We start from the raw sequence: 25,898 nt of genomic DNA on the forward strand, positions 1-25,898 counted from the left end.
GGAACGAGGATAGTCAGTACACGTCCCGCATGTAACGCTTTTCTGCCGCCAATGCTTTGACGTAGGCCTCCGCGCTGGCGGGCGCGAGTCGACCATGTTGAGCAACAACGCCTTTCAGGGCATTGTCGACATCTTTTGCCATTCGTGAAGCATCGCCGCATACGTAGAAGTGCGCACCACGCTGAAGCCATTCCCACAGCTGCGCACCATGTTCGCTCATTCGATCCTGCACGTAGACCTTCGCGCTCTGATCACGCGAGAAAGCCAGATCCAGCCGGGTCAGCGACCCGTCGTCGAGCATCGTGGTCAGTTCCTCGCGATAGTAGAAGTCCGTGGAGGCATGCTGTTCGCCGAAGAACAACCAGTTCGGTCCGGTGTGTCCGCGTGCTCGGCGCTCGTGCAGGAATGCGCGGAACGGGGCGACGCCGGTGCCGGGCCCGACCATGATCATCGGCGCGGCCGGGTCCTCCGGTGGTTTGAAGTGCGCCGACTTCTGCACGAAAATGCTGACGTCTTCACCTTCGGCGTGATCGGCCAGATAGGTCGAGCAGACACCACGTCGAGGTACGCCATGGATGTTGTAGCGCACCGTGGACACTGTCAGCTGTACTTCGCGCGGATTCTCCTTAGGACTCGAAGAAATCGAATACAGTCGCGGCTGAAGCGGTTTGAGGACACCGAGCCATTCATCGATCCCTGCACGCACCGGAAGATGCGTGAGGACGTCGACCGCCTGACGACCCCAGATCCAATCCTGCAGGTCCTTCTTGCTCTCCGGCATCAACAAGCGTTCCAGATCGTCGTCGTGCGTGCGGGAATGGACGAACTTCAACAGATCCGGGGAGATTTTCGCGATCTCCAACCGCTCGCGCAGGGCGTTGCGAAGCGGCATCGCATCGTGCCCGGCAATGTCGACGACGCTGTCGCCGTCGAGCTCGGTCAGTTCGAGCCACTCGTCCACCAGTGCAATGCTGTTGCGCGGCCACACACCGAGCGCATCGCCTGCCTCGTAGCTCAGCGTGCCGTCGGGAAGGTGGAATCCGAATTGGCGGACATCCTTTCGTGACCCGGTCGCCGTCAGAACAGTGTTGCGCACCAGTGCCGTTGCCAGCGGTGCCTTCTTACCGTAGGTCGGGACCATCTCGACCGTGGTTCCAGCGGAGGCGACGGGGTCCGCCGGCGGCGTGCCCAATTTGGACACCACGCGATCCAGCCATACCGACGCCGCTTCCTCGAATTCCGGTTCGCAATCGACACGTCCCACCAGACGCTGACCACCCAGTTCGGCGAATCGACTGTCCAGACGTCGACCGTTTCCGCAGAAATCGTGGTAGCTCGAATCACCCAGGGCGAGAACAGCGAATCTGTTCCCGGACAGATCAGGAGCGCAGTCCCCGGACAGCCCGTCGAGGAAGGACGTGCCGTTGTCAGGGGCGTCGCCGTCGCCGGTAGTGCTGCTGATCAGGAGCACATCGCGGTACCGCACCAACTCGGTTGGTGCGAAGTTCTCCATGACGTGCTCTTCTACGAGAAGACCCGTCGACCGGAGATGCTCGACGCAGCTGGACGCGAATTCTTCTGCCGTCCCCGTCTGGGAAGCCCACAGTACGAGTACCGGTGGTTCGTCATTGTCATTGTTGTCGCCGGCCGAGTCGACGGGTACAGGTGTCTGCGGCGCGGCAGTCGTGGCGCTGCGTGAGAACAAGCCGGCGAGCATGCCGCCGAGCCAGGCGTGAGTTTCTGCGGACAACGGCGTCGTCGTCGGCAGAGTGGGAACTCCTCCGGCACTGCGGCCGGCGTCCGTCCGTAATCCGGCCAACAGGCCCGCCACATAACGCTGCTCGATCAGCGGAAGGGGCAGCGACGGCCCGGAAACTTCACCCACGAGGTCGGCAAAGGCGTCGATCGGCGACATGGCGTCTCCTCCATGTTCTGGACCGGAATGTGACTGAGATTCCGCTGCAGGAACCTTGGTCAAAGTGACCGCACAGATCTTGAATTCCGGCTGCTGTGAGTACGGATCGACCGCGTCGTTGGTCACCGCATTGATCGAAAGGTATTCACCGAACGAATCGTTCCAGTGGAACGGTGCGAAGCAGTCACCCGGCCTCACCCGATCGCTGACGAGCGCGGGCAGTACTGCTCGCCCGCGGCGCGATGCGACCTCGACCCGGTCACCTGACTCGCAGCCGAGGAACTCGGCGTCGCGCGGATGGATCTCGACGAACGGACCAGGGTTGAGCTTGTTGAGCTTCGCCACTTTCCCGGTCTTGGTCATCGTGTGCCATTGATGTTGCAGGCGACCGGTATTGAGCAGGAAGGGATAGTCGTCGTCCGGCATCTCAGCCGGCGACATCGATGGTCGGGCGAAGAACTGGGCCCGACCGGATGGCGTGGGAAAGGACAGGCGCGGGGTACTACCATCGTCGAGCGTGCGCAGAGGTTGGCTGACGCCGTCGTTGAGGTATCTGATCGGGTGGCGATCCTCGTCGTCGTCCGGCGGGCACGGCCACTGCAGCGGCGTCGTACGGAGTCGCTCGTAGGTGACACCGCGTAAGTCGTATCCGGTCTTGGGGTTGGAGAACTCCTTGATCTCCTCGAATATCTCCTCTGCGCACGAATAGGTGAACGCCTCGGAGTAGCCGAGCTCGCACGCCATCAGCGCGATGATCTGCCAATCCGGCAGTGCTTGGCCGGGAGCGTCGACGGCCTTCTGGAACAGAGTGAGATTTCGTTCGGAATTGATCATGACGCCCTCGGACTCGGTCCACAGGGCCGCCGGAAGGATGACGTCGGCATAGCCGTTGGTTTCCGTGTCGGCGAACGCGTCCTGGGTGATCACCAATTCAGCCCGCTCGAGACCGGCGATGACCGTTTTTCGATTAGCAACCGACGCGACAGGATTGGTACAGATGATCCAACATGCCTTGATCTCTCCGTCTGCCATCCGGGAGAACATGTCGATGGTGCCCGCACCGACATCGGTACGCAACGTGTCTGAGGGGAGATTCCACTTGTCCTCGACGAATGCTCGATCCTCGTCGACCAACACGGTCCGCTGGCCGGGAAGCCCAGGTCCCATGTAACCCATTTCGCGGCCGCCCATGGCGTTCGGTTGGCCGGTGAGCGAAAACGGTCCGCTTCCACGCTTGCAGATCGCACCGGTCGCCAAGTGCACATTGACCAGTGCATTGGTGTTCCACGTCCCATGCGTCGACTGATTGAGTCCCATTGTCCAGCAGCTCATCCAGTTCTCTGCCTCGCCGATCCACCGCGCGACCGTGTACAGATCGGCCTCGGGAATACCCGTCTTGGCACTCACGCGAGACGGTGTGTAGTCGGCCAGGAAGTCCCCCATAACGTCCCAGCCGTCGGTGAACTCGGCGATGAACCGGTCGTCGGTGAGCCCCTCCGCGAGCAGGATGTGCAGCACTCCGTTGAGCAGGTCCAAGTCCGTCCCCGGAGCGAGCTTCAGGTGAAGATCGGCTTTGTCGGCAGTCGCGTTCCGCCGAGGGTCGACGACGATCAACTTCGCGCCGCGCTTGACGCGGTCCATCATTCGCAGAAACAGAATCGGATGACAGTCGGCCATATTCGCCCCGGTCACCAGAAAGACATCGGCATGATCGAAATCCTCGTACGACCCGGGCGGCCCGTCGGCACCGAGCGAGAGCTTGTAACCGGTGCCCGCGCTCGCCATACAGAGGCGAGAGTTCGATTCGATCTGATTGGTTCCGATGAAACCCTTGGCCAACTTGTTGGAGAGATACTGCGCCTCGATGGACATCTGCCCCGAGACATACAGCGCAAAAGCGTCGGGACCGTGCTCGTCGATCAGCGCGCGCAGCTTCCGCGCCGTTCGCTCGATCGTTTTTCTCGTGTCCGCCGGTTGCGGATCATCGCCGCGATTGGCCCGTACACGCGCGGCGTCGAGGCGTCCGGGCGCAGCGAGCATGTCCGACGTCGTCGAGCCCTTGGTGCAGAGACGCCCGAAATTGGCAGGGTGGGACTTGTCGCCGACCGATGTGGTGACTGTGGACGGTTGGTTCTGGCGTTGTTCGATCTCGAGTTTCATCCCGCAACCGACGCCGCAATACGCGCACACCGTCTTGACGGTGCGCGTGACTACTGAGATATCGATTGGGGAGATATCGATGGGCGTCGGTGACACGACTCCCACGATGCGCATTGGACGATTCACGTCGATGACGCATCAGTTAGCCCGACGTGACGTTGTCCTCACAGAGACGGTGCAGTGATCGTGAAGCGGATTTTGACACCAATAAGTACTCGTGCAAGAGTACTCGCGTGTCTTCGATCCGATTGTTCATTCTCGGCTCGTTCGCGCAACGAGGCGAGATGCATGGTCACCAACTCCGTCTCTTGGCCGAAGAAGAACATGTGCAGATGTGGACAGATATTTCGGTGGGGGGCCTCTACGGTGCGCTGAAGAGACTTCATGCCGAGGGTCTGATCGCGGATGTGCGGACCGAGCAGGATGGAAACTTCCCGGCCAGGCAGGTGTATGCGATCACCAATCGTGGGCGCGAGCAGCTGCGAGCCTTGCAAAGTGAGGGCCTGTCCAACTTCGTACTTCGTCCCGACCCGTTCGATTTGGCTCTGACCAGGCTCGACCCCGACCGGCTCGACCACTTATCCGAGGTGATCGCGGAACGGGTCCGACTGTTGAACGAACTCCTTCGGACTACCGTCGATGCGAACGAACAGGCGCATCCGTATCTGACATTGGCCGAAACCTACGCGCTCGAGCACCGTGAACATCGTCTGCGGGCAGAGATCGAATGGCACGAAGGATTCGTTGCTGCACTACCGGGCATTCTCGCCGACGAACGACACAGAATTCACCCCCCACTTCCCACCTGAACACAGAACAGCGAGACAAGATGACCGACAACAGCTCACGGGTATCGGCGCCTCCCGTCGAAGTGCCACGTCGCGCATGGCAGGCACTGGTTGTACTGCTGCTCGGGATGTTCATGGCATTGCTGGACACGACCATCGTCAACGTTGCGCTTCCGACGATCAGCACCAGCCTCGACGCCTCCGAGGCAACTCTTGCGTGGATCATCTCCGGATACGCTCTTGCTTTCGGGCTGGCATTGATTCCCGCAGGAAAAATCGGCGACCGTATCGGCCACAAGTGGGTCTTCTTCACCGGACTGGCACTGTTCACCGTCGCCAGTTTTGCCTGCGGCCTCGCACAGAACGACCTTCAATTGGTCATCGCACGAATCGTGCAGGGACTCGCAGGCGGAATCTTCGTCCCCGCCGTGACGGCCTTTATTCAACTCCTGTTCCCAGGCCAGGTGCGTGGCAAAGCCTTCGCGATCATGGGCGCAGTCATCGGTGTCTCGACGGCCTTGGGGCCGATTGCGGGCGGTCTCATCATCGAAGCCTTCGGGGATGAAAACGGCTGGCGTGGCGTGTTCTGGGTGAACCTACCGATCGGAATCGTCGGACTCGTTGCTGCTGCACTGTTGCTTCCAGGACGCGCGGAGAACCGAACGGTCGCGGCCAAGACCGGGATTGACTGGATCGGACTCATCCTCATCACCGCAGGTCTGGTCGCACTGTTGGTCCCGCTCATCGAAGGACAGGACCAGGGTTGGCCGGTGTGGACCTATGTCTCGATCGTGGCGGGTGTAATTCTCATCGCAGTATTCGCTGCGTGGGAAGTGTTCTACACCAAGCGTCGCGACAACCCATTGGTGCCGCCGAAGCTGTTCGCGCACCCCGCCTTCACCGGTGGGACAATTCTCGCGCTCGTCTACTTCGCTTCGTTCACCAGTATCTTCTTCACCATCTCGCTGCTGTGGCAGAGCGGGCTCGGAAACTCCGCACTGTCTTCCGGCATCGTGATGCTTCCCTTCGCAATCGGCAGCATCATCGCCGCGTCCCAGAGCAACCGGCTCACACAGCGGCTCGGTCGTACAGTTCTGTTGATCGGCACCTCGTTCGTGGCGATCAGCCTGATCTGGATGTGGCTCATCTTGGCTACCACCGACGCTGCCGATCTGACCAACTGGAAATTGTTGCTGCCCATGCTGATCGGTGGTCTGGGTAACGGCGCATTCATTGCGCCGAACGCTCAATTCATCGTGGCAACCGTCGACCGCGCAGATGCAGGCGCAGCGAGCGGCGTCATCGCCACGATGCAGCGAATCGGCAGCGCCGTCGGTATCGCGGTAATCGGCAGCGTTCTGTTCGGCAATCTGACCATCACCGGACCCGACACCGTGGCCAGCGGATTCATGCACGGGGCGTCGATTGCGATGTCTGTCAGCGCGGCCTTCGGAGTCGTCGCACTGCTGCTGGTGTTCGCGCTGCCCAAGCGCGTCGACGCTCCGGGGCCCATGGTTCCGAGCGAGTAACCCGCCGGGGTTGTGTGCAGTCCGCGGAGGCTGGCTGTACACAACCCGAGCCGTCGGACTGTCAGGGCTGCAGGCTCTGTGCGGTCAGGCTCTGGGTGTGCGACTCGACAACCGATCGCGCCAACGCTGCGATCTTGACATTCATATCCTGAGAGGTCTTGCGCAGCATATCGAAAGCCTGATCGTCGGTAACCTCGTGCATGGCCATCAACAAGCCGATGGCCTTCCCGATTTCCCTGTTGCTCTCGAGACCGAGACGCAAAGTGTCGGCCTGTTCGCCTTTGATGATGGCGGCAACTGTGACAGCCGCGAACGCTGCGACCACGATGGCTCGGTCAGCGGTGTCGCTGTCGAATCGGCCGGCGGTATCGCTGAACAGATTGAGTGCGCCAACCTTCTTGCTGTCGAGCATCAATCGAAAACCCATGGCGCCACGCACGGGCGTCCGCGCAAGGACTCCGCGGGCAAGTGCGGGCCACGGCCCTGGAGTGTTGAAGTCCGGTTCGATCTGGGCTGCCTCACTGATGATTGCGTCGAGACAGGGTCCTTCGCCGGTAGCGCGCTCGATGTCGTCGACAACCCGTGCGATCTGATCCGAAGCCGCAACCGTCACCGGCTTGCCCCGACCGGTCAGCATCAGGCTGGCATGATCGCACCCGGGCACCAGCAGCGTCGCCGCCACGCAGATGGCCGTGTAGACCTCCTCAGCTGCCCGACCGCGATAGACGATGTCCGCAAGTGCGGCGAAGACCGTAGCAGGGTCGGCCGTGGCCGATTTGTCGAGAATCGAGTCGTCGTTCATCTAGACTCCGTTCGAAAAAAAATAATGCTTTCCGTGCGCTGCCCGTTTCTCGAGGAGCCACATCCGACATACAAGGGTACCGACCGCACAGCTTGGATCCAGCGTCAGGTGGCTCAGGCGCACGACGGAGCAGGCGCATCCTCTGCGAACGGCTTACCGGGAGGCTCGATGTACGCCGCGTACAGAACGACCGGAACAGTCCCGGCATTGATGCCCTCGTGTACGTGGTTGCTCCCGACATCCTCTGCGACGACGTTACCTGCCGGGGTCGACACCTCGCTGCAATCCGTCAGGATCCTGGTCAGGACACCGGACTCGACATACGCGTAGACCGGGCCGTCATGAAAATGCCATCCAGTGGTGCCACCGGGCGCGATCGTGATCTTGCGTGCAGTGAAGTCGGTTCCGGCCAGGTCGACACTGCCGGGGATGAGCGGAAAAGATACGTGTGCCAGCGTCTCGGCCGTGACACCCGACGGCGGAGTGGCATCGGCGAGCGCAGGGGACAGCGTTGCAGCAGCGAAGCAGCAGAATCCGACAGTGGCCGAGCGGACGATCTTGGACATGAAAATGAACCTCTCGTCGGCGGGCCGGTAGCGGAAGTCCAGACTAGAACCCGGCAATGGAGTCTGGTGTAGGTATCAGCGAGTTACGTAGTGTTGCTGAGCAACCTGCATGCGTAGATGAGTCAGCGGAAACTCGCGGTAATAATGCGCACGCCTTCGAATACGGTGTCGAATCGATTCGATGAGAGTTCCGCACCGCACAGGGTGATCCCTACAGCGGCCTCGTCGGAAGCGCGGATGAACTACGGGTCGACGCCATTGTCGTCGGGGCATCCGAACATGCAGGCCACCGGATGTTCGGGTCCGTCGCGGTGAGGTTGGTGAAAACCGGACGCTGGCCCGTCACCGTGGTTCCATAGACCGCTGTGAGTGAGGGGTTGGTCCGAGGAATGGTGGGGCGGGCGGGGCTCGAACCCGCGACCAATGGATTATGAGTCCACGGCTCTAACCGACTGAGCTACCGCCCCATCTCGCACCGAGCGAGCCGTGACGAATGCTACTTCAACGCTCCGCCGACGTGTGCCCGCGGGGTCGGTCACGTCGGCGAGATCGTGACAGGCACGCCATTGAGGATCGCGTTGGCCGAGACCGCGTCCACCCGGTGTGGGTCGGTGATGTCGTTGACGCTCGCTCCGACGACCGTAGTCGCCACGGACAACTCGACGCCGGGGCGTTGGTGTCCGAACCCGTGAGGCATGCTCACCACGCCCGGCATCATGCGGTCGGTAGCGAGTACCTCTATCTGCACCGATCCGGCGGCCGATGTCACGGACACCACCGAACCGTCTTCGATGCTGCGCGCAAGCAGATCGTCGGGGTGTGCAAAAAGTTGATGGCGAGGCTTACCCCTCGTCAACCTCGCAGAGTTGTGCATCCAGGAATTGTTGCTGCGCAGATGCCGTCGACCGATCATGAGAAGTTGGTCTCCGCTGGGCACCGCCGCGGTTCTCATCAGATCGCGCAGAGCCGGTAGTTCCGCGATGATGATGTTCTGTACCAGGTTGATTCGCTTGTTCCGGGTCTGCAGCTTTCCGGGAAAGCCGGGGCGGAGCGGTCCGAGGTCGGTGCCGTGTGGAGACTTCTTCAGCTTTGCCACCGACAGGCCCGCGCGATGACTGCGGAGTAGTAGATCGATCGTTCGTCGTGGCGACAGGCGTAGCCGAGCTTCCGCGACAAGCGATTTCGGCGTCAGGCGCGTACGGAGGCGGTCGAACATGGACGACCCGGCGAGGCGTGCCCGATAGCGAATACCGAGATCACGGAAGATCTCCCAATCCGATTTTGCACCAGGCTTTTTCGTCAGGATCGCCGGCATGAACTTTGCCGTGTTGCGGACAGCGAAGGACTGAAAGATGAGATCGTAGTGGTCTCGCTCGAGGGACATCGTGGGCGGAAGGATAACGTTCGCGTGCCGTGATGTCTCGTTGATGTAGAAGTCGAAGGACACCATAAAATCCAAGTCGGCGAAGGCCTTGTTCAACCTGGTGCCGCCCGGCATGGACAACACCGGATTGCCGGAAAACACCGCCATGGCCCTGATCTGACCTTCGCCGGGGGTCGTCATCTCGTCGACCAAGGTCGAGCACGGAAATTCACCCGCGAACTCGGGCAGATCCCGAACACGACTGCGCCACTTGTCGAAATGCCCTCGGCCGACGATCTTCTTCCGGATGAGATCCACCGCAGGGTCGGTGAGCAGTGCACCACCGATCCGGTCGAGATTGCCTGTCACGATGTTGAGTACTTGAATCGCCCACTGACAGAGACTGCCGAACTGCTGTGTCGACACACCCATTCGGCCGTAGGCGACCGCGGATTTCGCACGGGCGAACTGCGTCGCGAGCGAGACGATGTCGGCGGCCGCGATACCCACGACGGGCGCGACCGCGTCGGGAGTGAAATCGCGGACCAAATTTGCGACTTCCTCGGCGCCGTCGACGTAGTTCGCAACCCGGGTCACCCCGTCCGCCGTGACGACGTTGATCAACGCTAGGAGCAGCAGGGCATCGGTACTCGGCCGGATGAAGTGGTGAACGTCTGCGATGTCCGCGGTCTCGGTCTTACGGGGGTCGACCACCACGAGAGTGCCGCCGCGCGCCTGCAGATCGTGGGCGCGACGTGCAAAATCCGGCACGGTCATCATGCTGCCGTTCGAGGCCATCGGGTTGCCGCCGAGAACGAGAAAGAAGTCGGTGTTGTCGATATCCGGGATCGGTAGAGCCAGTTGGTGGCCGTACAGCAGGTGATTCACGAGCTGATGGGGGAGTTGGTCGAGTGAGGTAGCCGAGTATCGATTGCGGGTGCGCAGCATCGAGGTGAACGGAATTCCGTGAGTCATCGAACCGAGGCTGTGGACGTTCGGATTCCCCTGATAGACACCGACAGCGTTGGACCCATACTGCTCACGGGTGGTAACCAGTCCTTCGACCACCAGTTCGTATGCTTCGCTCCATTCGATCTCCACCCAGTCGGCGCCCTCGCGTCGAACAGGCTTGATCAACCGATCGGGATCGGCGTGGAGATCGATCAAGGACAGTGCCTTCGGACAGATGTGCCCGCGAGAGAGTGGGTCTTCCTTGTCGCCTCGAATCGAGATGACCGTATTCTCCTCGACCGTGAATTCGAGTCCGCACATCGCTTCACACAGATTGCACGAGCCGTAAGCGATCGTCATCGGGTCTCCTGTCCCTAGTGGCTCGACCGTATCGACGAGAGTCGTCCCTCTCACGGCCGAACCGACCGATAACCCGTCGAGATAGGTGTTTTCGGGCGTTCTATCAGTATGTCCTCCAGTGCGACACGAAGCCTGGCCTGCCGATATCGTTGCTGTCGAACACTTGTCGATCCCACCACAACGCTAACCTCGATTGGGGAAATTCATGATCTCTCGCTCGTCCACAACCAAGGTCGCAACCGTGCTCGGCGCTACTGCTGTCGGAGCTCTGCTCTTCGGCGGCGTCGCCACAGCCACACCCGCCGAGACCGTGGTCAACACACCGTGCTCGTTCTCGCAGATCGTTGCCGCCACGTACGCACAGGACGAAGAAGAGGGAGCAGCGCTCGCCGCATCACCGATGGCGGGAAGTTTCGCGGCATTCCTGGCCGCACCAGTGTGGCAGCGCCAAGCGATTCTTGCCTCGCAGCCAGTCATCGTCGACAGGGTCAACGCATTCTTCGGAGGACCCGGTTCCGGTCTCGCTCGTACGGTCTTTGCTTCCTGCGTCGATTACTGACCAAAAATCTAGAACGTGTTCCAATTTCGCGTTCGTATGACTATCGTCGAACTCAACATCAAGTGGCCCGAACATCGGGTCTATCGGCGTGTGAAAGGCGAATCGCGATGAAAACCAAAGGCGCTGTGCTGTGGGGCCTCAACGAGCCATGGTCGGTAGAAGAAATCGAGATCGGTGACCCAAGGGCCGGCGAGGTTCAGATCCGCATGGAAGCTGCGGGGATGTGCCACTCCGATCACCACATCGTGACAGGTGCGACGCCGATGCCGTCGTTCCCGGTAATGGGTGGACACGAGGGGTCCGGTGTCGTCATCAAGACCGGCCCCGAGGTGAAGACATTGAAGGAGGGAGACCACGTCGTTCTCTCCTTCATCCCCTCGTGTGGGCATTGTCCGGCGTGCGCCAACGGGCACCAGAACCTTTGCGACCTCGGCATGGGCCTGCTCAGTGGAATGGCTATCAGCGACGGCACTTACCGCATTCAGGCCCGCGGGCAGGACGTGATCCCGATGTGCCTGCTGGGCACCTTCTCTCCGTACATGACCGTGCACGAGACCCAGGCCATCAAAATCGACGAACACATCCCGTTCGAGGTCGCATCTTTGGTCGGTTGCGGGGTACCGACGGGTTGGGGATCGGCGGTCAATGTTGCCAAGGTGACTCCAGGAGACACCGTCGCGATCATCGGTGTCGGTGGCGTGGGTATGAGCGCCCTCCAGGGTGCCGTGCAATCCGGTGCATCCAAGATCATTGCGATCGATCCTGTCCAGTACAAACGAGATCAGGCACTCAAATTCGGCGCCACCCACGTATATGCCACGGCAGCCGAAGCTTTGATGCCGATGATGGAGCTGACCTGGGGGCTGATGGCGGACAAGACCATCATCACCGTCGGTGAGATCACCGGCGAAGATATCGAGGCTGCACTGTTGCTGACGGCCAAGGCGGGCCGCTGTGTCGTCACTGCAATGGGACGCATGGAGGACATGGACGTCAAGCTGAACTTGTTCTTGTTCACGATGCTCCAGAAGGACCTGCAGGGCGCGATCTTCGGCGGTGGCAATCCTCGTCACGACATCCCATTGTTGTTGAAGATGTACAAGAGCGGCCAGCTCAATCTCGATGATATGGTCACCAAAACCTACGCACTGGACGACATCAACACCGGCTACCAGGACATGCTCGAAGGGAAGAACATTCGCGGCGTCATCAAGTTCACCGACGCCGACCGGTAGTAACCGGATCGTTTGAATGACACATCCATACGATCAGATGGATTGACGGGACCATTCAAGCGCTTGGCCTTGGCAGACGAGTCGGTGTGGGCAGACGCCCGCACCGACTCGTCTGCCTACAACTAGGCTCATCCGCGTGCACTCCTTGGATTTGATCGCTGGTTGGCCCGTCGACAATGCATCCGCAGCGGTGGTGTCGACGGAAGGTGTGAGCGAGCAGTACGGCGATGTCGACCGTGTGTACGAGCTGGCGTCGGTCACCAAACTACTGGTGGCCTACGCGGCACTTGTCGCAGTCGAAGAAGAAGCAATCGATCTCGATCAGCAAGCGGGCCCTGAGGGCTCGACCGTCCGTCATCTTCTTGCGCACAGTTCGGGGCTCGCCTTCGGTGAGAACAAGGTACAAGCAGCCCCCGGGACCAAGCGCATCTACTCGAGCGTCGGCTTCGAGCTGCTCGCCGCGCTGATCGAGTCCGAATCCGGAATCGCGTTCGATGACTACCTCGCCGAGGCCGTGTTCGCGCCGCTCGGTATGACCGCCTCGACGCTTGCGGGGCCGGCAGGTCACGGTGCGCGCTCATCAGTGCGCGATCTATCTGCATTCGCATCCGAACTCTTGTCGCCGACCCTGCTGTCGGAGGCGACCTTCGCGGCCGCGGTCAGCGTGCACTTCGAGGGGCTCGACGGCATTCTGCCCGGTTATGGATCTCAGCGGCCGAACGATTGGGGCCTGGGCTTCGAACTCCGCGACGGAAAAGAACCTCACTGGACCGGACAGCGGAATTCGACTCGGACGTTCGGCCATTTCGGACAGTCCGGAACGTTTCTCTGGGTGGACCCGGACGTCGGCCTGGCCACTGTCGTTCTCACGGATCTCGCGTTCGGCGAGTGGGCCAAGTCACTGTGGACCGAGCTGTCCGATGAAGTGCTCGACAATAATCCCAGGTAGAGACCTCGGCACCGCCCAGATCATCATTGGAATCACTAGTGCACTGGCGCAACAGGGGTAACTCGGGGCACACTAGTGCATGTACGTATGAGAGAGCTTCAAATACCAGTTCGTGTAAGAGGTCGTTGGGGAAGACGTCCCTCGTCGAAGCTGGAGGAGTAATCGAATGCGTGCATTGAATCAGTTCGCAGATGCCACGTCGGGTGTGGTCTACATTCACGCGTCACCTGCCGCGTTGTGCCCGCACGTCGAATGGGCACTATCCGACGCGTTGAACTGCCGTGCGAATCTCAAGTGGTCCGCGCAGCCGGCCGGCGGCGGGCAGCTTCGTGCTGCCAGTGACTGGGTCGGTCCCGTGGGTACCGGGGCCGCGCTGGCAGGCATTCTTCGGACGTGGCAGATGCTGAGGTTCGAGGTCACCGAGGATGCCAGCGAGGGCGTCGACGGTGAACGTTTTGCCCATGTACCAGGTCTCGGGCTCTGGCGTGGCTCGACGAGCGCGAACGGCGACGTGATCCTTGGCGAGATGCGACTCAAGTCGATGATCGAGGGAAATTCGGGAAATCTTGCCGCAGAGATCGAACACGCCCTGGGCAGCGCCTGGGATCACGCGCTCGAACCGTACCGGACCGGGGGAGCCGGGGCCGAGGTCACTTGGCTCAGCCGCAATGCGGGATGACCGGAGTCTCCCGGAGAATTCACCCTTCGGTAGTGTCGGAACTGTGCCAGGCTAGGCATGCGGGTTCGACGGTTTCTCGAGGGGTGGTTCTATGTTGTCGACAGGTAAAGTAATTCGCTTCGATGAGTTCAAGGGTTATGGATTCGTTGCGCCCGACGAGGGCGGTGAGGATGTCTTCATTCATGTCAACGACCTCGACTTCGACAAGCGACTTCTCGCCCCTGGGGTTCGGGTCGAGTACGTCGCCGAGCACGGCGATCGAGGCCTCAAGGCAGGCCAAGTCCAGATAGTCGACTCCGCAGCGCCGGTGCAACATCGACCAGCGCATCCAGTTGCACATGCAGTGTCAGCGTCGACCGGGCACGAATACGACGACGTCGTGTGCGATGTCCTCGCGCGCGGCGACTTCTCGACCGAATTGACCGAAGCTCTCCTGCAGGCGAACCGCGGTCTCACCGCCGAGCAAGTGCTCGACGTGCGTGAGGCCGTCATTCGCATTGCCGCGTCACACAAGTGGCTCGAAGGCTGACCTTGTAGCTCGAAGTGCTCTGCTGCCCAAAGCAGTGCCCCGGTGTCCGAGACACCGGGGCACTGCTTCGCTTCCGCTCCCAAGCGGTTACAGCGGGATGTTCTTGTGGTTGCCACGCGCTGCAGGCGCACCGGCCAACGCTTTTGCGATGGTCGAACGCGTGAGGGCAGGCTCGATGACCGCGTCGACGACGCCGATGGCCACGGCCCGATCGACCCCGCCTGCAATGGTTTCGTGCTCCACGGTCAGTCGATCGTGTAACGCCTCGCGCTCTTCTTCCGGCGCAGCTGCCAACGCCTTCTTGTGCAGAATCCCAACCGCTGCCTTGGCGCCCATGACAGCGACCTCGGAACCCGGCCAGGCATAGACCGCGGTTGCGCCGAGGGCTCGCGCGTTCATCGCGATGTACGCGCCGCCGTAGATCTTGCGAGTCACCAGGGTGACTCGCGGTACCTTCGCTTCCGCGAATGCATGGAGGAGCTTTGCGCCACGACGGACGACCCCCTCCCATTCCATGCTGACACCCGGCAAATAGCCCGGAACGTCGACGACCACCACGAGCGGGATGCCGAACGCATCGCACAGGCGGACGAATCGTGCTGCCTTCTCGGCGCTTTCGGAGTTGAGACACCCGCCGAGGCGAATCGGATTGTTGGCGATCACGCCGACGGTCCGGCCACTGAGGCGACCAAGACCGATGACGATGCTGCGAGCCCAGCCACCCTGGAATTCCTCGAACGTCGACTCGCCCTCGACGTTGTCGAGAAGCTCGTCGATTACTGGGTGTACGTCGTAGGCGCGCCGATTCGACTCGGGCAGTAGTGCTTTGAGGTCGGTGTCACCGTGTTCGGCGGCGGCGATGTCGAATGTGCCTTGCTCGCTGAACATGGAGACCAGTCGACGGGCGCGCGTGAGGGCGTCGAGCTCGTCGTCCGCGACAATATGGCAGACGCCGGACTTCTTGTGGTGCGTGTCCGGTCCGCCGAGGGACACCATGTCCACCTGCTCGCCCGTCACGCTGCGCACGACATCGGGACCGGTGACGAATACACGTCCCTCGGGAGCCATGATGACGACGTCGGTGAGGGCCGGGCCGTACGCGGCGCCGCCGGCTGCGAAGCCGAGGACGACAGAGATCTGAGGGACAACCCCGGAGGCACGAACCATGGCCTCGAACACGAGGCCGACTGCATGCAGAGCTTCGACGCCCTCAGCGAGTCGGGCTCCGCCGGAATGCCAAATTCCCACGATGGGGGCATTGCGTTCGAGTGCGATATCGATGGCCGAGACAATGTGCTTGCACCCATCGACACCCATTGCGCCACCCATGACGGTGGCGTCGGAGCAGTACGCGACGCTGTGAACGCCGTCGATGTCACCGGAGGCCGCGAGCAGACCGGATTTGTCACGGTCGTGGAGCGAAACCATCGTCCCCGCGTCGAAGAGCTTCTCGAGCCGCGCGACCGGATCGCGGGGATCGGTCGCGTTGTGGGAGCGAGTGGCGGGGGACAAGATGGTCATGGCGTTCTCCTTCTTGATGCCCGGGGCGGGCGATCCCCGGGAGAGGTCTGATAGGACCCCTCCCGGGGTTCGAGTGTGAGCTCGATCACGAGTGAACTACTCGGACAGGATCAAGCTCTACCGAAGGCGAGCGCGACGTTGTGCCCACCGAATCCGAACGAGTTGTTGATCGCGTAGTCGATCTGTCCGACGCGGGGCTCGCCCTTGACGACATCGAGATCGATTTTCGGATCCTGATTATCCAAATTCAGTGTGGGAGGAATGATTCCCTCGCGCACTGCGAGCACCGTAAGCACCGACTCGAGTGCGCCGACGGCGCCGATCGAGTGTCCCAATGCGGACTTTGGTGCATACACCGCTGCATGGTTGCCGACCGCCTTGTTGATTGCAAGCGCTTCAGCGGTGTCACCGATCGGTGTTGCCGTTGCGTGTGCATTCACGTGCGTGATGTCGGACTTCTGCAGTCCCGCTGTTTCGATCGCCCGGGTCATCGCCCGAGCCGCTCCGGTTCCTTCGGGATCGGGTGCCACGAGGTGGAATCCGTCCGAGGTGATACCGGCGCCGAGAAGACGTGCATGGATCGTGGCTCCACGTGCTTTGGCATGCTCTTCGGTCTCGATGACCATGAGCGCACCCGCCTCGCCGAACACGAACCCGTCCCGGTCTTTGTCGAACGGCCGCGACGCGCCCTTCGGATTGTCGTTGTTGGTGCTCATCGCGCGCATCATGGAGAAACTCGCGATCGGCACCGCGTCGATGAATCCCTCGACGCCACCGGTGACAACCATGTCGGCGTCGCCCATCACGATCATGCGCCACGCGTGAGCGATGGCCTCCGACCCTGAAGAGCACGCAGATACCGGAGTGATGACTCCGGCCTGTGCCTTGAGCTCCAAACCGACCACCGCTGCGGGGCCGTTCGGCATGACCATCTGAACTGCGAGGGGAGAGACCTTGCGGTACCCACCGGTCTTGAGCTTGTCGACGGCATCGATGAGCGAGTCACCACCGCCGAGACCGGTGCCGATGGAGACGGCGAGGCGGAGCGGATCCACCTCGGGACTTCCAGCGTTCTTCCATACCTCGCGGCCGAGAACAGTGGACAGCTGCTCCACATAGCTCAGTCGCCGCATCTCCACTCGCGTGAGCAGGCTCGACGGACTGACCGCGAGGTGTCCGCCGATTCGAACGGGGAGGTCGTACTCGGCGATGAAATCATCTTCGAGTACGCCAATGCCGCTCTCACCGTTCAGCAGACCCTTCCACGTCGCGTCGACATCGCCCGCGATGGACGTGGTCGCAGCAAGGCTGGTGACGACGACATTCGGGAAGCGTCCGTTGGCTGTGGATGGGTTGGTCATGTTTTCTCTCACTCGCTCGCGGAGTCGTCGAGCTTGGCCTTGATTGCTTCGGCAGCGTCGGGGTTCTCTGCTTCGAGCTTCTGGATGTACGCAACTGCGTCACCGACGGTGCGCAGGCTTGCGAGGTCTTCGTCGGGGATCTTCACGCCGTACTTGTCTTCGGTCTGAACGGCGATCTCGACCATCGACAGCGAGTCGATATCGAGGTCGTCCACGAAGGACTTGTCGATGGTCACCTCGGAGGGTTCGATACCCGTGACCTCCTCGATGATTTCTGCAAGTCCGGCGATGAGGTCTTCCTGGCTGGCCACTGCGTGGCTCCCTTCATTGTGTCGGTGCATCGTGAATCGATGCGCCGAAGTTCGATGCTGATCCTGCGTGGTCTGCGGCGCGCTGTGTATCTACACGCCACGCGCGCATCTCTTACGAGACCGCACCCTGAACCCGTAACGAATCAGCTACGGGAGGTCTTTGTAGAGCTAGGTCAGTGCCGCAATATCCTCGGGCTTTTTCAATCCGAGGTTCGGAGTACCGCGCATCTCGCGCTTGGCAATTCCGACGAGTGCGCCTGACGGTGGTAATTCGACGATGGACGACACCGCGAGCTCCTTCAAAGTCGCAGTGCACAGATCCCATCGAACAGGTTTGGTTACCTGCGCGGCAAGCTTGGTCAGCGCGTCCGCGCCCGAGGTGACTGCTTTACCGTCGGAGTTCGAGAGCAGAGTCCGCACCGGTTCCGACGGCGTGATCGCCGCTGCCGCTGTCGCAACCGCGTCTTGCGCCGGTGCCATGAAGCGGGTGTGGAAAGCTCCCGCGACAGGCAATGCGCGAACGCGAGCCTTTTCCGGGGGGCTGGCGGCGAGTTCGGCCAATGCTGTCAGCAATCCGGCTGCCACGATCTGTCCGGCTGCGTTGACATTGGCAGGTTCGAGACCGAGTTCTTCGAGACGAGCCAGGACCTCGGACTCGTCACCGCCGAGCACTGCAGACATCCCAGTCGGTTCGAGAGCGCAGGCTTTGGCCATCTCGGCGCCACGCACGGCCGCCAGCGTGACGGCCTCGTCAGCCGAGATCACACCGGCTATCGCTGCGCCTGCGAGTTCGCCGACCGAATGACCGGCGATGATCGCGTCATCCTGCAGCAGTCCCCGGTTGGCTATCTCCTCGAAAGCGAGTAGCGCGGCAGCGACCACGAGTGGCTGTGTCACCGACGTGTCGGTGATCTCCTCCGCGGTGGCAGTGGTGCCCAGCCGAGCAAGGTCGAGTCCGGATGCCTTGGACCATAAAGCAACGCGGTCTTCGGCACCGGGTAGTTCGAGCCACGGCACGAGCATGCCGGGTGTCTGGGAGCCCTGTCCGGGCGCAAGCAACGCAATCACTCGTTAAGAGAACACTGTGAAGGCCTGTTTGGGAGATGTCGCTCTCGATGAACTCTCGGCACTCAATTTGTGGGGAACCCACAAATTGCCTCGTGGAGCGGTCGCATCGCCAGCACGTGCTACTACGTTACGTAACTACCTCACCGAATGTTACGTGTGTGGTTTGTGGGACAGGATGCTGCGGTTCGTGATGAGTTCGAGCCAGTCGGCCTACTGTTGCCGCAACACGAAGCACGTACGCATCACGCGATTGCGTCGGGTCCCGTCCCGTAACTTCGGCAATTCGCTTCAGCCGATACCGGACAGTATTTGGATGAACAAACAGCTGTCGCGCGCAGGTCTCGACGGCGCCACCGCAATCAAGGTAAGCATCGAGGGTGTCCGCCAAGCCGGAACCTGCCGCCGCCAACGGAGCGACCAGATGCTCGTTGAGCGTCGCGATGGCCGCCGAATCACCTAGCAGTGCACGCTCTGGCAGCAGCTCTCCCGCGTGAACGGGCCGAGGGGCACCGCGCCATCCCGCCACCGCCTGCATGCCCGCGAACGCTTCCACCGCGCTTGAATGGGCCGCGCCCAACGTGCGAGTTGTCGGACCGATGACAACAGAGCCCTCGGAGAAATTCTGCAACATATCGGTCAAGAAGGCCGTGTTTGCCGCACTGTCGATCAGCTGGCCGCTGACGACCATGACGAGCCGCGTCCCTTGTACGACCGCGAGAGCTGCGCGATTGTGCTTCTGCGCAACCATGTGCACCGTGCTGACCACGGACACACCCTGATCCTCCGGCGGAGTGCCGACCAGAACAGTCGCAGGCGCAGTGGCATCCCAGTTCAAAGTGGCAGCTCGCGAAAGCATGTCGGACCCCGTGTCCCCTCGCACGACGGCATCGACGACCAGAGCCTCCAGGCGGGTATCCCACGCACCCCTGGACTCCGCGGCACTGGCATACACCGAAGCCGCCGCAAAACCCAGCTCACGGCCGTACCGAAGTACCGCCTCGGTCAGTGCAACCAACTGCTGATCATTTCGGGCAAGTGCCGGAAGCCACTGCTCGAAGAACTCCATCGCGACCCGCACCATGTCGACCGTCTGGCGCAGGGTCAACCGCCGCGCCAAATCCTGAGGAATGACCTGGAAAGCATCGAGGCTGAAGCGAATATCGCTCTGCGGATTCTTCAACCACTCCAGAAAGTTGTCCACCGCCGTCTGAATCAGCAACTGCACGCTCGCCCGCTGCGCCGCATCAAGGCCGCTGAAGAACGGCAACTGATCCTGCATCGTCGTCACAGCCTCGGTGGACAGACGACCCGAGAACTGCTTCACGCGCCGAAGAAGAGCGTCGGGAAGGGGGTCGCGCTTCTGCCTGGAAGGCGTCAGAGCCTTGACCGGTGGATGTACCTCGTTGTCGGTGATATGGCCGTCCTGGTCGTCCTTGTGGTGCGTCCCGGTCTTCGGTGCGCTTTCGTATCCTTCGGTCACGCCGGAGTCTGCGGTGCTGTGTTCTCCGGTCACTCCGCAGGCTGCGCTCTTGTCGTGGACCATAGGCAAAACCTACGCCCGCCTGCTCGCGTCCGAGGACATGGACACGAGCAGGCGGGCGTACAGGACTCTACGAGCTATGCGGAGCCGGTGTCGGCGTACGACGTGGGGGCCGCGAGGACATCGTCGATGCGGTACTTCTCGGCTGCCTCTACAGCCTTGGACCGATCGATCTCGCCCGACGCCGCCAGCGCAGACAGCACTGCGACGACGATGGACTCTGCGTCGACGTTGAACACTCGTCGTGCTGCGGGACGGGTATCGGAGAACCCGAACCCATCGGTCCCGAGCGTGACGTAGTCGCCCGGAACCCACTGACGGATCTGATCCGGGACCGCACGCATCCAATCCGATGCGGCCACAACGGGACCAGCAGCGCTCGACAGTGCCTGCGTGATGTACGGAATGCGCTTCTCGGCCCCTGGATCGCGCAGCGCATCCTTTTCCGACTCGACGCCGTCGCGGCGCAGTTCACCCCATGAGGTGACCGACCAGACACCCGAGCGGACGTGCCATTCGGATTCGAGTAGTTCGCGGGCCTTGCGGGCCGCGACGATTCCGACACCCGACGCGAGGATCTGCGCCTCCGGGCCGTCACCCTCTTGCGGCTTCTCGAACAGGTAGATGCCTTTGAGTAGCCCGTCGATATCGAGGTCCTCGGGCTGCGCCGGCTGCTGGTACGGCTCGTTGTACAGGGTGATGTAGTAGAAGATGTTCTCGCCGCCGAAGCCTTCTACCCCTTCTGTCCCGCCGTACATCCGACGCAAGCCGTCTTTGATGATGTGCGCGATCTCGTAGGCGAACGCCGGATCGTAGGCAACCGCGGCCGGGTTGGTCGACGCCAACAACAACGAATGGCCGTCGGCGTGCTGGAGACCCTCGCCCGTCAGCGTGGTGCGGCCGGCGGTGGCACCCAGGACGAATCCACGTGCCATCTGATCCGCTGCTGCCCACAGGCCGTCACCGGTGCGCTGGAAACCGAACATCGAGTAGAAGATGTACAGCGGGATCATGACCTCGCCGTGCGTCGCGTACGACGTTCCGACTGCGGTGAACGATGCCGTCGAGCCTGCCTCGTTGATGCCTTCGTGCAGGATCTGTCCGATCGAGCTCTCCTTGTAGGCGAGCATGAGTTCGGAGTCCACCGACGTGTACAGCTGACCGTTCCGGTTGTAGATCTTCAGCGATGGGAACCACGAATCCATACCGAAGGTGCGCGCCTCGTCAGGGATGATCGGTACGATTCGGTGGCCGATCTCCTTGTCCCGAAGCAGTTCCTTCATCACTCGCACGAGCGCCATGGTGGTAGCAATTTCTTGCTTACCGGAGCCCTTGATCAGCGTTGCGTAGGTCTTGTCCGCAGGCTGCGGCAACGGATCGGGACTCACCCGACGCTCCGGAACGAACCCGCCGAGCGCCTTGCGTCGATCGAGCATGTACGCGATCTCCGGAGAATCCTTTCCGGGGTGGTAATACGGCGGCATGTACGGATCCTTTTCGAGCTCCTCGTCGGAGATCGGGATACGTTGCAGGTCGCGGAAAGTCTTGAGATCGTCGAGGGTGAGCTTCTTCATCTGGTGCGTCGCGTTGCGGCCCTCGAAGAGCTTGCCGAGCGTGTAGCCCTTGATCGTGTGCGCCAGGATCACCGTCGGCTGGCCCTTGTGCGCCATGGCAGCTGCATACGCCGCGTGGACCTTGCGGTAGTCGTGGCCACCGCGCTTGAGATTCCAGATCTCGGCGTCGGTCAGATCCTTGACCAATTCCTTGGTGCGGGGATCACGCCCGAAGAAGTGGTCGCGTACATAGCCACCGTCGTTGGCCTTGTACGTCTGAAAATCGCCGTCGGGCGTGGTGTTCATCAGGTTGACCAACGCGCCGTCGCGATCTGCGTGCAGCAACGCGTCCCACTCACGGCCCCAGACGACCTTGATGACATTCCATCCCGCGCCGCGGAAGAAGGATTCCAGTTCCTGGATGATCTTCCCGTTTCCGCGGACCGGCCCGTCGAGACGCTGCAGGTTGCAGTTCACTACGAACGTCAGATTGTCGAGACCCTCCGTCGCGGCTACGTGCGCCAGACCGCGCGACTCGGGCTCGTCCATCTCGCCGTCGCCCAGGAATGCCCACACATGCTGGTCGGAGGTGTCCTTGATCTTGCGATCATCCAAGTAATGATTGAAGCGTGCCTGGTAGATGGCGTTCATGGGCCCGAGGCCCATCGATACCGTCGGGAATTCCCAGAAGTCCTGCATCAACCGCGGATGCGGGTACGACGGCAGACCGCCACCGGAATCGCTGTGGCTGTACTCCTGACGGAAGCCGTCCATGCGCTCGGCAGGAATGCGTCCTTCGAGGAATGCGCGGGCGTAGATGCCGGGGGAGGCGTGGCCCTGAATGAATATGTGGTCGCCACCGCCCGGATGATCCTTGCCACGGAAGAAGTGGTTGAACCCGACCTCGTACAACGCTGCCGACGATGCATACGTGGAGATGTGTCCGCCGACGCCGACGCCGGGGCGTTGCGCGCGGTGCACCATGATCGCGGCGTTCCAGCGGATCCAGGCGCGGTAGCGGCGTTCGACCTCTTCGTCGCCGGGGAACCAGGGCTCGTTCTCGGTAGGAATGGTGTTGACGTAGTCCGTCGACGTCAGTGACGGCAGTGCAACTCGCCGTTCACCAGCCCGCTCCAGCAGACGCAGCATCAAGTACCGGGCGCGGGATGGGCCCGACCGCTCCAGCAGACCGTCGAAGGATTCGATCCATTCGTTGGTCTCGTCACTGTCGATGTCGGGCAGATAAGACGCGACACCCTCGCGGATGACGCGTACTCGACCGTCCGAGCCTGTAGGCGCGGGTGTCTTGCCGGCAGCTTGTGTGTTCTGCCGGTCGTCCTGGTTCAACTCGGACAACGTGTGTACTCCTCAATGTGGCGGTCGCTCGGTGTGGCAACCGTTCCAGGCCTTTCGCCTTCTGTGACGGCGATCGACATTCCTCATTCCGGTGATTCTCATCAATCCTCCTACACATCTTCGCGGCAGGTGAAGGAGAGTCCCAATACCCACCAGTAGAAATTTATCTACGCAATTTCGGCGCGGTCAGCTTGCGGATACGGCCGAAACCCTGTTCGCTTGCACTACTTCACCCACTATGCAAGGAGGTCACCACCGTGGTCGCCGCGGCGGACGCTCAGAACTACGCTCAGAAACTTGGTATCACTCGCGACTTGGTCGTTCAGGAACTGGGCTGGGACGAGGACACATACGACGATCTGCGTGCGGATGTCGAGGACACCATTGGTGGTGAGACCCTCGACGAGGACTCCGACGAGGTGATCGACGTAGTGCTGCTGTGGTGGCGCGACGGCGACGGTGACCTTGTCGACGCCCTCATGGACGCGATCGGACCTCTCTCGGACGATGGTTTCGTCTGGGTACTCAGTCCTAAAACCGGACTTCCGGGACACGTCGAACCGAGTGAAATCGCCGAATCGGCACCGACCGCAGGGTTGACGCAGACTTCGGCGGCCAATCTCGGAGACTGGATCGGTAGCCGACTGGTTCAGCCGAAGACGCGGGCAACCAAGCGGTAGTGCCCGAGAACAGGAATCCGATTCGATGCCACTCGAGGTAGGCGCACAAGCGCCGGACTTCACACTCAAAGACCAGAACAATCAGGAAGTGAGCTTGTCGTCGTATCGCGGCGTCAAGAACGTCCTTCTGGTCTTCTATCCGCTAGCTTTCACCGGCACCTGCCAGGGTGAGCTATGCAAGGTGCGCGACGAACTGCCCAAGTTCGAGAACGATGATTCAGCAATCCTTGCAATTTCGGTGGGACCGCCTCCGACGCACAAGATCTGGGCAGCAGAACAGGGCTACACCTTCCCGCTTCTGTCCGATTTCTGGCCACATGGTGCGGTGGCGCAGGCGTACGGCGTCTTCAACGAGAAAGCCGGTTTCGCCAACCGGGGAACGTTCGTCGTCGACAAATCGGGCACTGTCCGGTTCGCCGAGATGAATCAACCCGGCGAAGCTCGTGATCAGTCTGCGTGGAACGAAGCATTGTCCGTTCTGGACACGTAGACGAACTTCGCCTCTTGTGAGTGGAAATGCGCCCCACCGGACACATTTCCACTCACAAGCAGGGCGTTGACATGCGGAATTGGAGAATTCGCTCAGACAAGATAAATTTCTCCAAGCGTCACAAACGGCCTCGGCCCAACAGTGACTCGGGCGTATAGCTCAGCGGTAGAGCTCTGGTTTTACACACCAGCGGTCGGGGGTTCGAACCCCTCTGCGCCCACCATCTACTTGGCTTTCCTTAGCCTCGCACCTACTCCACGCCGGCCGGTGCGACGACTTGGCCCGGGGTATCGATCAGACCGCTGTCGTGCCTGCGATGTGATCTGCGAGCTCTGCGCCGGACTGAATGAATGCGCGCCGGCCGAGCGTCGAGAACGAAGCATCTCGGGACAAGAATGCCGAAGCGAACGTTTCGATCTGTGCAATCAGAGCAAGGGCAATGATGCTGGCTTCCGCTGCAGGTAGCTTCTCGCGTGTTTTCTTGGCCGCCCGTGCGAAGATCGGAATCAGCGAGCCGCTGTTGTCGCGTCGGATCGCCTCCACCTGCTGGCTCGCGCCCCTGGACTGTACGAAGTAGACAAGTGCGCGCGTTCGATTCTGATCCAGCCACGTCATGAACGGTTCGACGAAGGCGCCCATGCCCGCTGCCGGTAGGACTACCTCGGTCGCGATACGTTCGATTTCGGCGACGTAGCAGGTGGAGAACTCGCGAAGCCCTTCGAGCAGGATCTCCTCGCGGGAGGGATAGTGGTAGTAGATCGCAGCCGAGGTCATATCGGCGGCAGCCGCGATGTCGACAACGGTCACATTGTCGACCGGACCCGACGCGAAGAGTTCGAACGCCGCCTCGACGATGACTCCACGACGGGACGGTCGATGCGCAGGACGCCTCACTGGTGCTGACATTCACTCTCCTGGGACTCGGGTCATGCAAGACTAGTGCTTCGACTTACGGGGGTAAGGGGAGCGTTGATCGAGCAGGGGGCGAAGCAACACGTGGAGAAGAAGTCACCGCACCGACCATCTCGCAGAGAGGATATCGTCGACGCTGCCATTCGCGTCTTCGCTGCGAAGAGTTTTTCGGACGCCAGTATTCAGGATGTTGCCGACGAGGCGAATGTAGTGCCCTCGGCCGTTTACTACCACTTCGCTGGCAAAGACGAATTGTTCGAACTGGCGATGCGCCGGGTGCTGGACACGGTCAACGGGGTTGTGGCAGATGTTCGTGCAGAGGAAGATCCCAACTCGGACCGGTCACTCGAAGCAGTGCTCGTCGCAGTGTGGCACTGGGTGGAGGCTCATCCGAACGAGTCGCGGTTGGTGCACTATCAGATGCCGGGCGCGACGTCGGGGGCGGCGACCGTGCGTCGAGAATTCGAGGACCAGCACATTCAGCAGGCCTTCGAATACCTGTCGCCGAGTCCGGTACCCGCCACCAAACGTGCCGCGGCGATCGAGCATGCATCGCACTCGTTGTCGACGAGATCGCTCATCGAACTGCTGATGACCGTTCACTCATTACGGATGGACGGCGGTCCGCTGAGTAAGCATCCATCGAAGAGTCTTCTGCGCGCACTGGTTGCGGTGTCGTCGCGGATCGTGTTCGCTGATTGAGGGTTCGATCGATCTGCCC

General features: G+C 61.4%; 21 protein-coding genes, 2 tRNA genes and 1 pseudogene. 12 read left to right on the forward strand and 12 right to left on the reverse strand.

The features are described 5' to 3' along the window. Positions 1–13: 13 nt before the first annotated feature. Positions 14–4,075, reverse strand: coding sequence for a bifunctional nitrate reductase/sulfite reductase flavoprotein subunit alpha (locus QMK32_RS11585; RefSeq protein ID WP_502943583.1), 4,062 nt, complete (start codon positions 4,073–4,075; stop codon positions 14–16). A 233-nt stretch (positions 4,076–4,308) separates the two neighbouring features. Between QMK32_RS11585 and QMK32_RS11590 the strand changes: the two genes are divergently transcribed. Both QMK32_RS11590 and QMK32_RS11595 read left to right on the forward strand, forming a co-directional pair. Continuing rightward, positions 4,309–4,884, forward strand: a complete 576-nt coding sequence (locus QMK32_RS11590) for a PadR family transcriptional regulator (protein WP_283475104.1) — start codon at positions 4,309–4,311, stop codon at positions 4,882–4,884. A gap of 20 nt (positions 4,885–4,904) precedes the next feature. Next, positions 4,905–6,392, forward strand: coding sequence for an MFS transporter (locus QMK32_RS11595; protein ID WP_283475105.1), 1,488 nt, complete (start codon positions 4,905–4,907; stop codon positions 6,390–6,392). A gap of 61 nt (positions 6,393–6,453) precedes the next feature. Here the strand turns inward: QMK32_RS11595 and QMK32_RS11600 are convergent, their stop codons facing one another. Both QMK32_RS11600 and QMK32_RS11605 read right to left on the reverse strand, forming a co-directional pair. Next, entirely contained in the window at positions 6,454–7,194 is a 741-nt protein-coding gene (locus QMK32_RS11600; protein WP_283475106.1) for a GAF and ANTAR domain-containing protein, read from the reverse strand. Between the two features lie 113 nt (positions 7,195–7,307). After that, positions 7,308–7,760, reverse strand: a complete 453-nt coding sequence (locus tag QMK32_RS11605) for a cupin domain-containing protein (RefSeq protein ID WP_283475107.1) — start codon at positions 7,758–7,760, stop codon at positions 7,308–7,310. 203 nt (positions 7,761–7,963) lie between these two features. On the opposite strand from QMK32_RS11605, the pseudogene QMK32_RS11610 reads away from it, so the two are divergent. Continuing rightward, positions 7,964–8,119, forward strand: a pseudogene (locus QMK32_RS11610) (universal stress protein); the annotation flags it as partial. A gap of 31 nt (positions 8,120–8,150) precedes the next feature. Here the strand turns inward: QMK32_RS11610 and QMK32_RS11615 are convergent. Together QMK32_RS11615 and QMK32_RS11620 are read right to left on the reverse strand one after the other, a co-directional pair. Further along, positions 8,151–8,227: transfer RNA gene (locus QMK32_RS11615), tRNA-Ile, on the reverse strand. Positions 8,228–8,295: 68 nt separating this feature from the next. Beyond that, on the reverse strand, positions 8,296–10,434 hold the full coding sequence (locus QMK32_RS11620; protein WP_283475108.1) for a molybdopterin-dependent oxidoreductase: 2,139 nt from the start codon (positions 10,432–10,434) through the stop codon (positions 8,296–8,298). 205 nt (positions 10,435–10,639) lie between these two features. Here QMK32_RS11620 and QMK32_RS11625 point away from each other — a divergent pair, with 205 nt between their 5' ends. The 5 genes from QMK32_RS11625 (at position 10,640) to QMK32_RS11645 (ending at position 14,385) form a co-directional block, all read left to right on the forward strand. Continuing rightward, entirely contained in the window at positions 10,640–10,993 is a 354-nt protein-coding gene (locus QMK32_RS11625; protein WP_283475110.1) for a hemophore-related protein, read from the forward strand. 107 nt (positions 10,994–11,100) lie between these two features. Next, positions 11,101–12,228 (forward strand): NDMA-dependent alcohol dehydrogenase, encoded by a 1,128-nt coding sequence (locus QMK32_RS11630; RefSeq protein WP_269304152.1) that lies wholly within the window; start codon positions 11,101–11,103, stop codon positions 12,226–12,228. A gap of 136 nt (positions 12,229–12,364) precedes the next feature. Continuing rightward, positions 12,365–13,177 (forward strand): serine hydrolase domain-containing protein, encoded by an 813-nt coding sequence (locus tag QMK32_RS11635; protein ID WP_283475112.1) that lies wholly within the window; start codon positions 12,365–12,367, stop codon positions 13,175–13,177. A 166-nt stretch (positions 13,178–13,343) separates the two neighbouring features. Further along, positions 13,344–13,856, forward strand: a complete 513-nt coding sequence (locus QMK32_RS11640) for a DUF3145 domain-containing protein (protein ID WP_269304149.1) — start codon at positions 13,344–13,346, stop codon at positions 13,854–13,856. A gap of 91 nt (positions 13,857–13,947) precedes the next feature. Next, complete coding sequence (locus tag QMK32_RS11645; protein ID WP_283475115.1) at positions 13,948–14,385, forward strand: cold shock domain-containing protein; 438 nt, start codon at positions 13,948–13,950, stop codon at positions 14,383–14,385. Positions 14,386–14,472: 87 nt separating this feature from the next. Here QMK32_RS11645 and QMK32_RS11650 read toward each other — a convergent pair whose 3' ends face one another. The 6 genes from QMK32_RS11650 to aceE form a co-directional block, all read right to left on the reverse strand. Continuing rightward, positions 14,473–15,906 (reverse strand): acyl-CoA carboxylase subunit beta, encoded by a 1,434-nt coding sequence (locus QMK32_RS11650; protein ID WP_283475117.1) that lies wholly within the window; start codon positions 15,904–15,906, stop codon positions 14,473–14,475. 110 nt (positions 15,907–16,016) lie between these two features. Continuing rightward, the gene (locus QMK32_RS11655) at positions 16,017–17,267 is read right to left on the reverse strand and encodes a KasA/KasB family beta-ketoacyl-ACP synthase (RefSeq protein WP_084346703.1); all 1,251 of its coding nucleotides are present in this window, start codon (positions 17,265–17,267) and stop codon (positions 16,017–16,019) included. An 8-nt stretch (positions 17,268–17,275) separates the two neighbouring features. After that, positions 17,276–17,578 (reverse strand): meromycolate extension acyl carrier protein AcpM, encoded by a 303-nt coding sequence (gene acpM, locus QMK32_RS11660; RefSeq protein ID WP_084346702.1) that lies wholly within the window; start codon positions 17,576–17,578, stop codon positions 17,276–17,278. A 168-nt stretch (positions 17,579–17,746) separates the two neighbouring features. Continuing rightward, the gene (locus QMK32_RS11665) at positions 17,747–18,646 is read right to left on the reverse strand and encodes an ACP S-malonyltransferase (RefSeq protein WP_283475121.1); all 900 of its coding nucleotides are present in this window, start codon (positions 18,644–18,646) and stop codon (positions 17,747–17,749) included. A 127-nt stretch (positions 18,647–18,773) separates the two neighbouring features. Beyond that, positions 18,774–20,189 carry a PucR family transcriptional regulator gene (locus tag QMK32_RS11670; protein WP_349307562.1) on the reverse strand — a complete coding sequence of 472 codons (1,416 nt, stop codon included), beginning with the start codon at positions 20,187–20,189 and terminating at the stop codon, positions 18,774–18,776. Positions 20,190–20,263: 74 nt separating this feature from the next. After that, positions 20,264–23,095 (reverse strand): pyruvate dehydrogenase (acetyl-transferring), homodimeric type, encoded by a 2,832-nt coding sequence (gene aceE, locus QMK32_RS11675; protein WP_442972353.1) that lies wholly within the window; start codon positions 23,093–23,095, stop codon positions 20,264–20,266. Positions 23,096–23,352: 257 nt separating this feature from the next. Here aceE and QMK32_RS11680 point away from each other — a divergent pair, with 257 nt between their 5' ends. The 3 genes from QMK32_RS11680 to QMK32_RS11690 all read left to right on the forward strand — a co-directional run bounded on the left by QMK32_RS11680 (position 23,353) and on the right by QMK32_RS11690 (position 24,488). Beyond that, positions 23,353–23,775 (forward strand): DUF3052 domain-containing protein, encoded by a 423-nt coding sequence (locus QMK32_RS11680; RefSeq protein ID WP_084346699.1) that lies wholly within the window; start codon positions 23,353–23,355, stop codon positions 23,773–23,775. A gap of 25 nt (positions 23,776–23,800) precedes the next feature. Continuing rightward, positions 23,801–24,265, forward strand: coding sequence for a peroxiredoxin (locus QMK32_RS11685; RefSeq protein ID WP_283475124.1), 465 nt, complete (start codon positions 23,801–23,803; stop codon positions 24,263–24,265). Positions 24,266–24,413: 148 nt separating this feature from the next. Beyond that, positions 24,414–24,488, forward strand: a tRNA-Val gene (locus tag QMK32_RS11690). 71 nt (positions 24,489–24,559) lie between these two features. Here QMK32_RS11690 and QMK32_RS11695 read toward each other — a convergent pair. Continuing rightward, positions 24,560–25,171 (reverse strand): TetR/AcrR family transcriptional regulator, encoded by a 612-nt coding sequence (locus QMK32_RS11695; protein WP_283475126.1) that lies wholly within the window; start codon positions 25,169–25,171, stop codon positions 24,560–24,562. A gap of 63 nt (positions 25,172–25,234) precedes the next feature. On the opposite strand from QMK32_RS11695, the gene QMK32_RS11700 reads away from it, so the two are divergent. Further along, positions 25,235–25,879, forward strand: coding sequence for a TetR/AcrR family transcriptional regulator (locus tag QMK32_RS11700; RefSeq protein WP_283475128.1), 645 nt, complete (start codon positions 25,235–25,237; stop codon positions 25,877–25,879). Positions 25,880–25,898 lie beyond the last annotated feature (19 nt).

Source organism: Rhodococcus sp. H29-C3, from assembly GCF_030063405.1.
Taxonomy (GTDB): Bacteria; Actinomycetota; Actinomycetes; order Mycobacteriales; family Mycobacteriaceae; genus Rhodococcoides.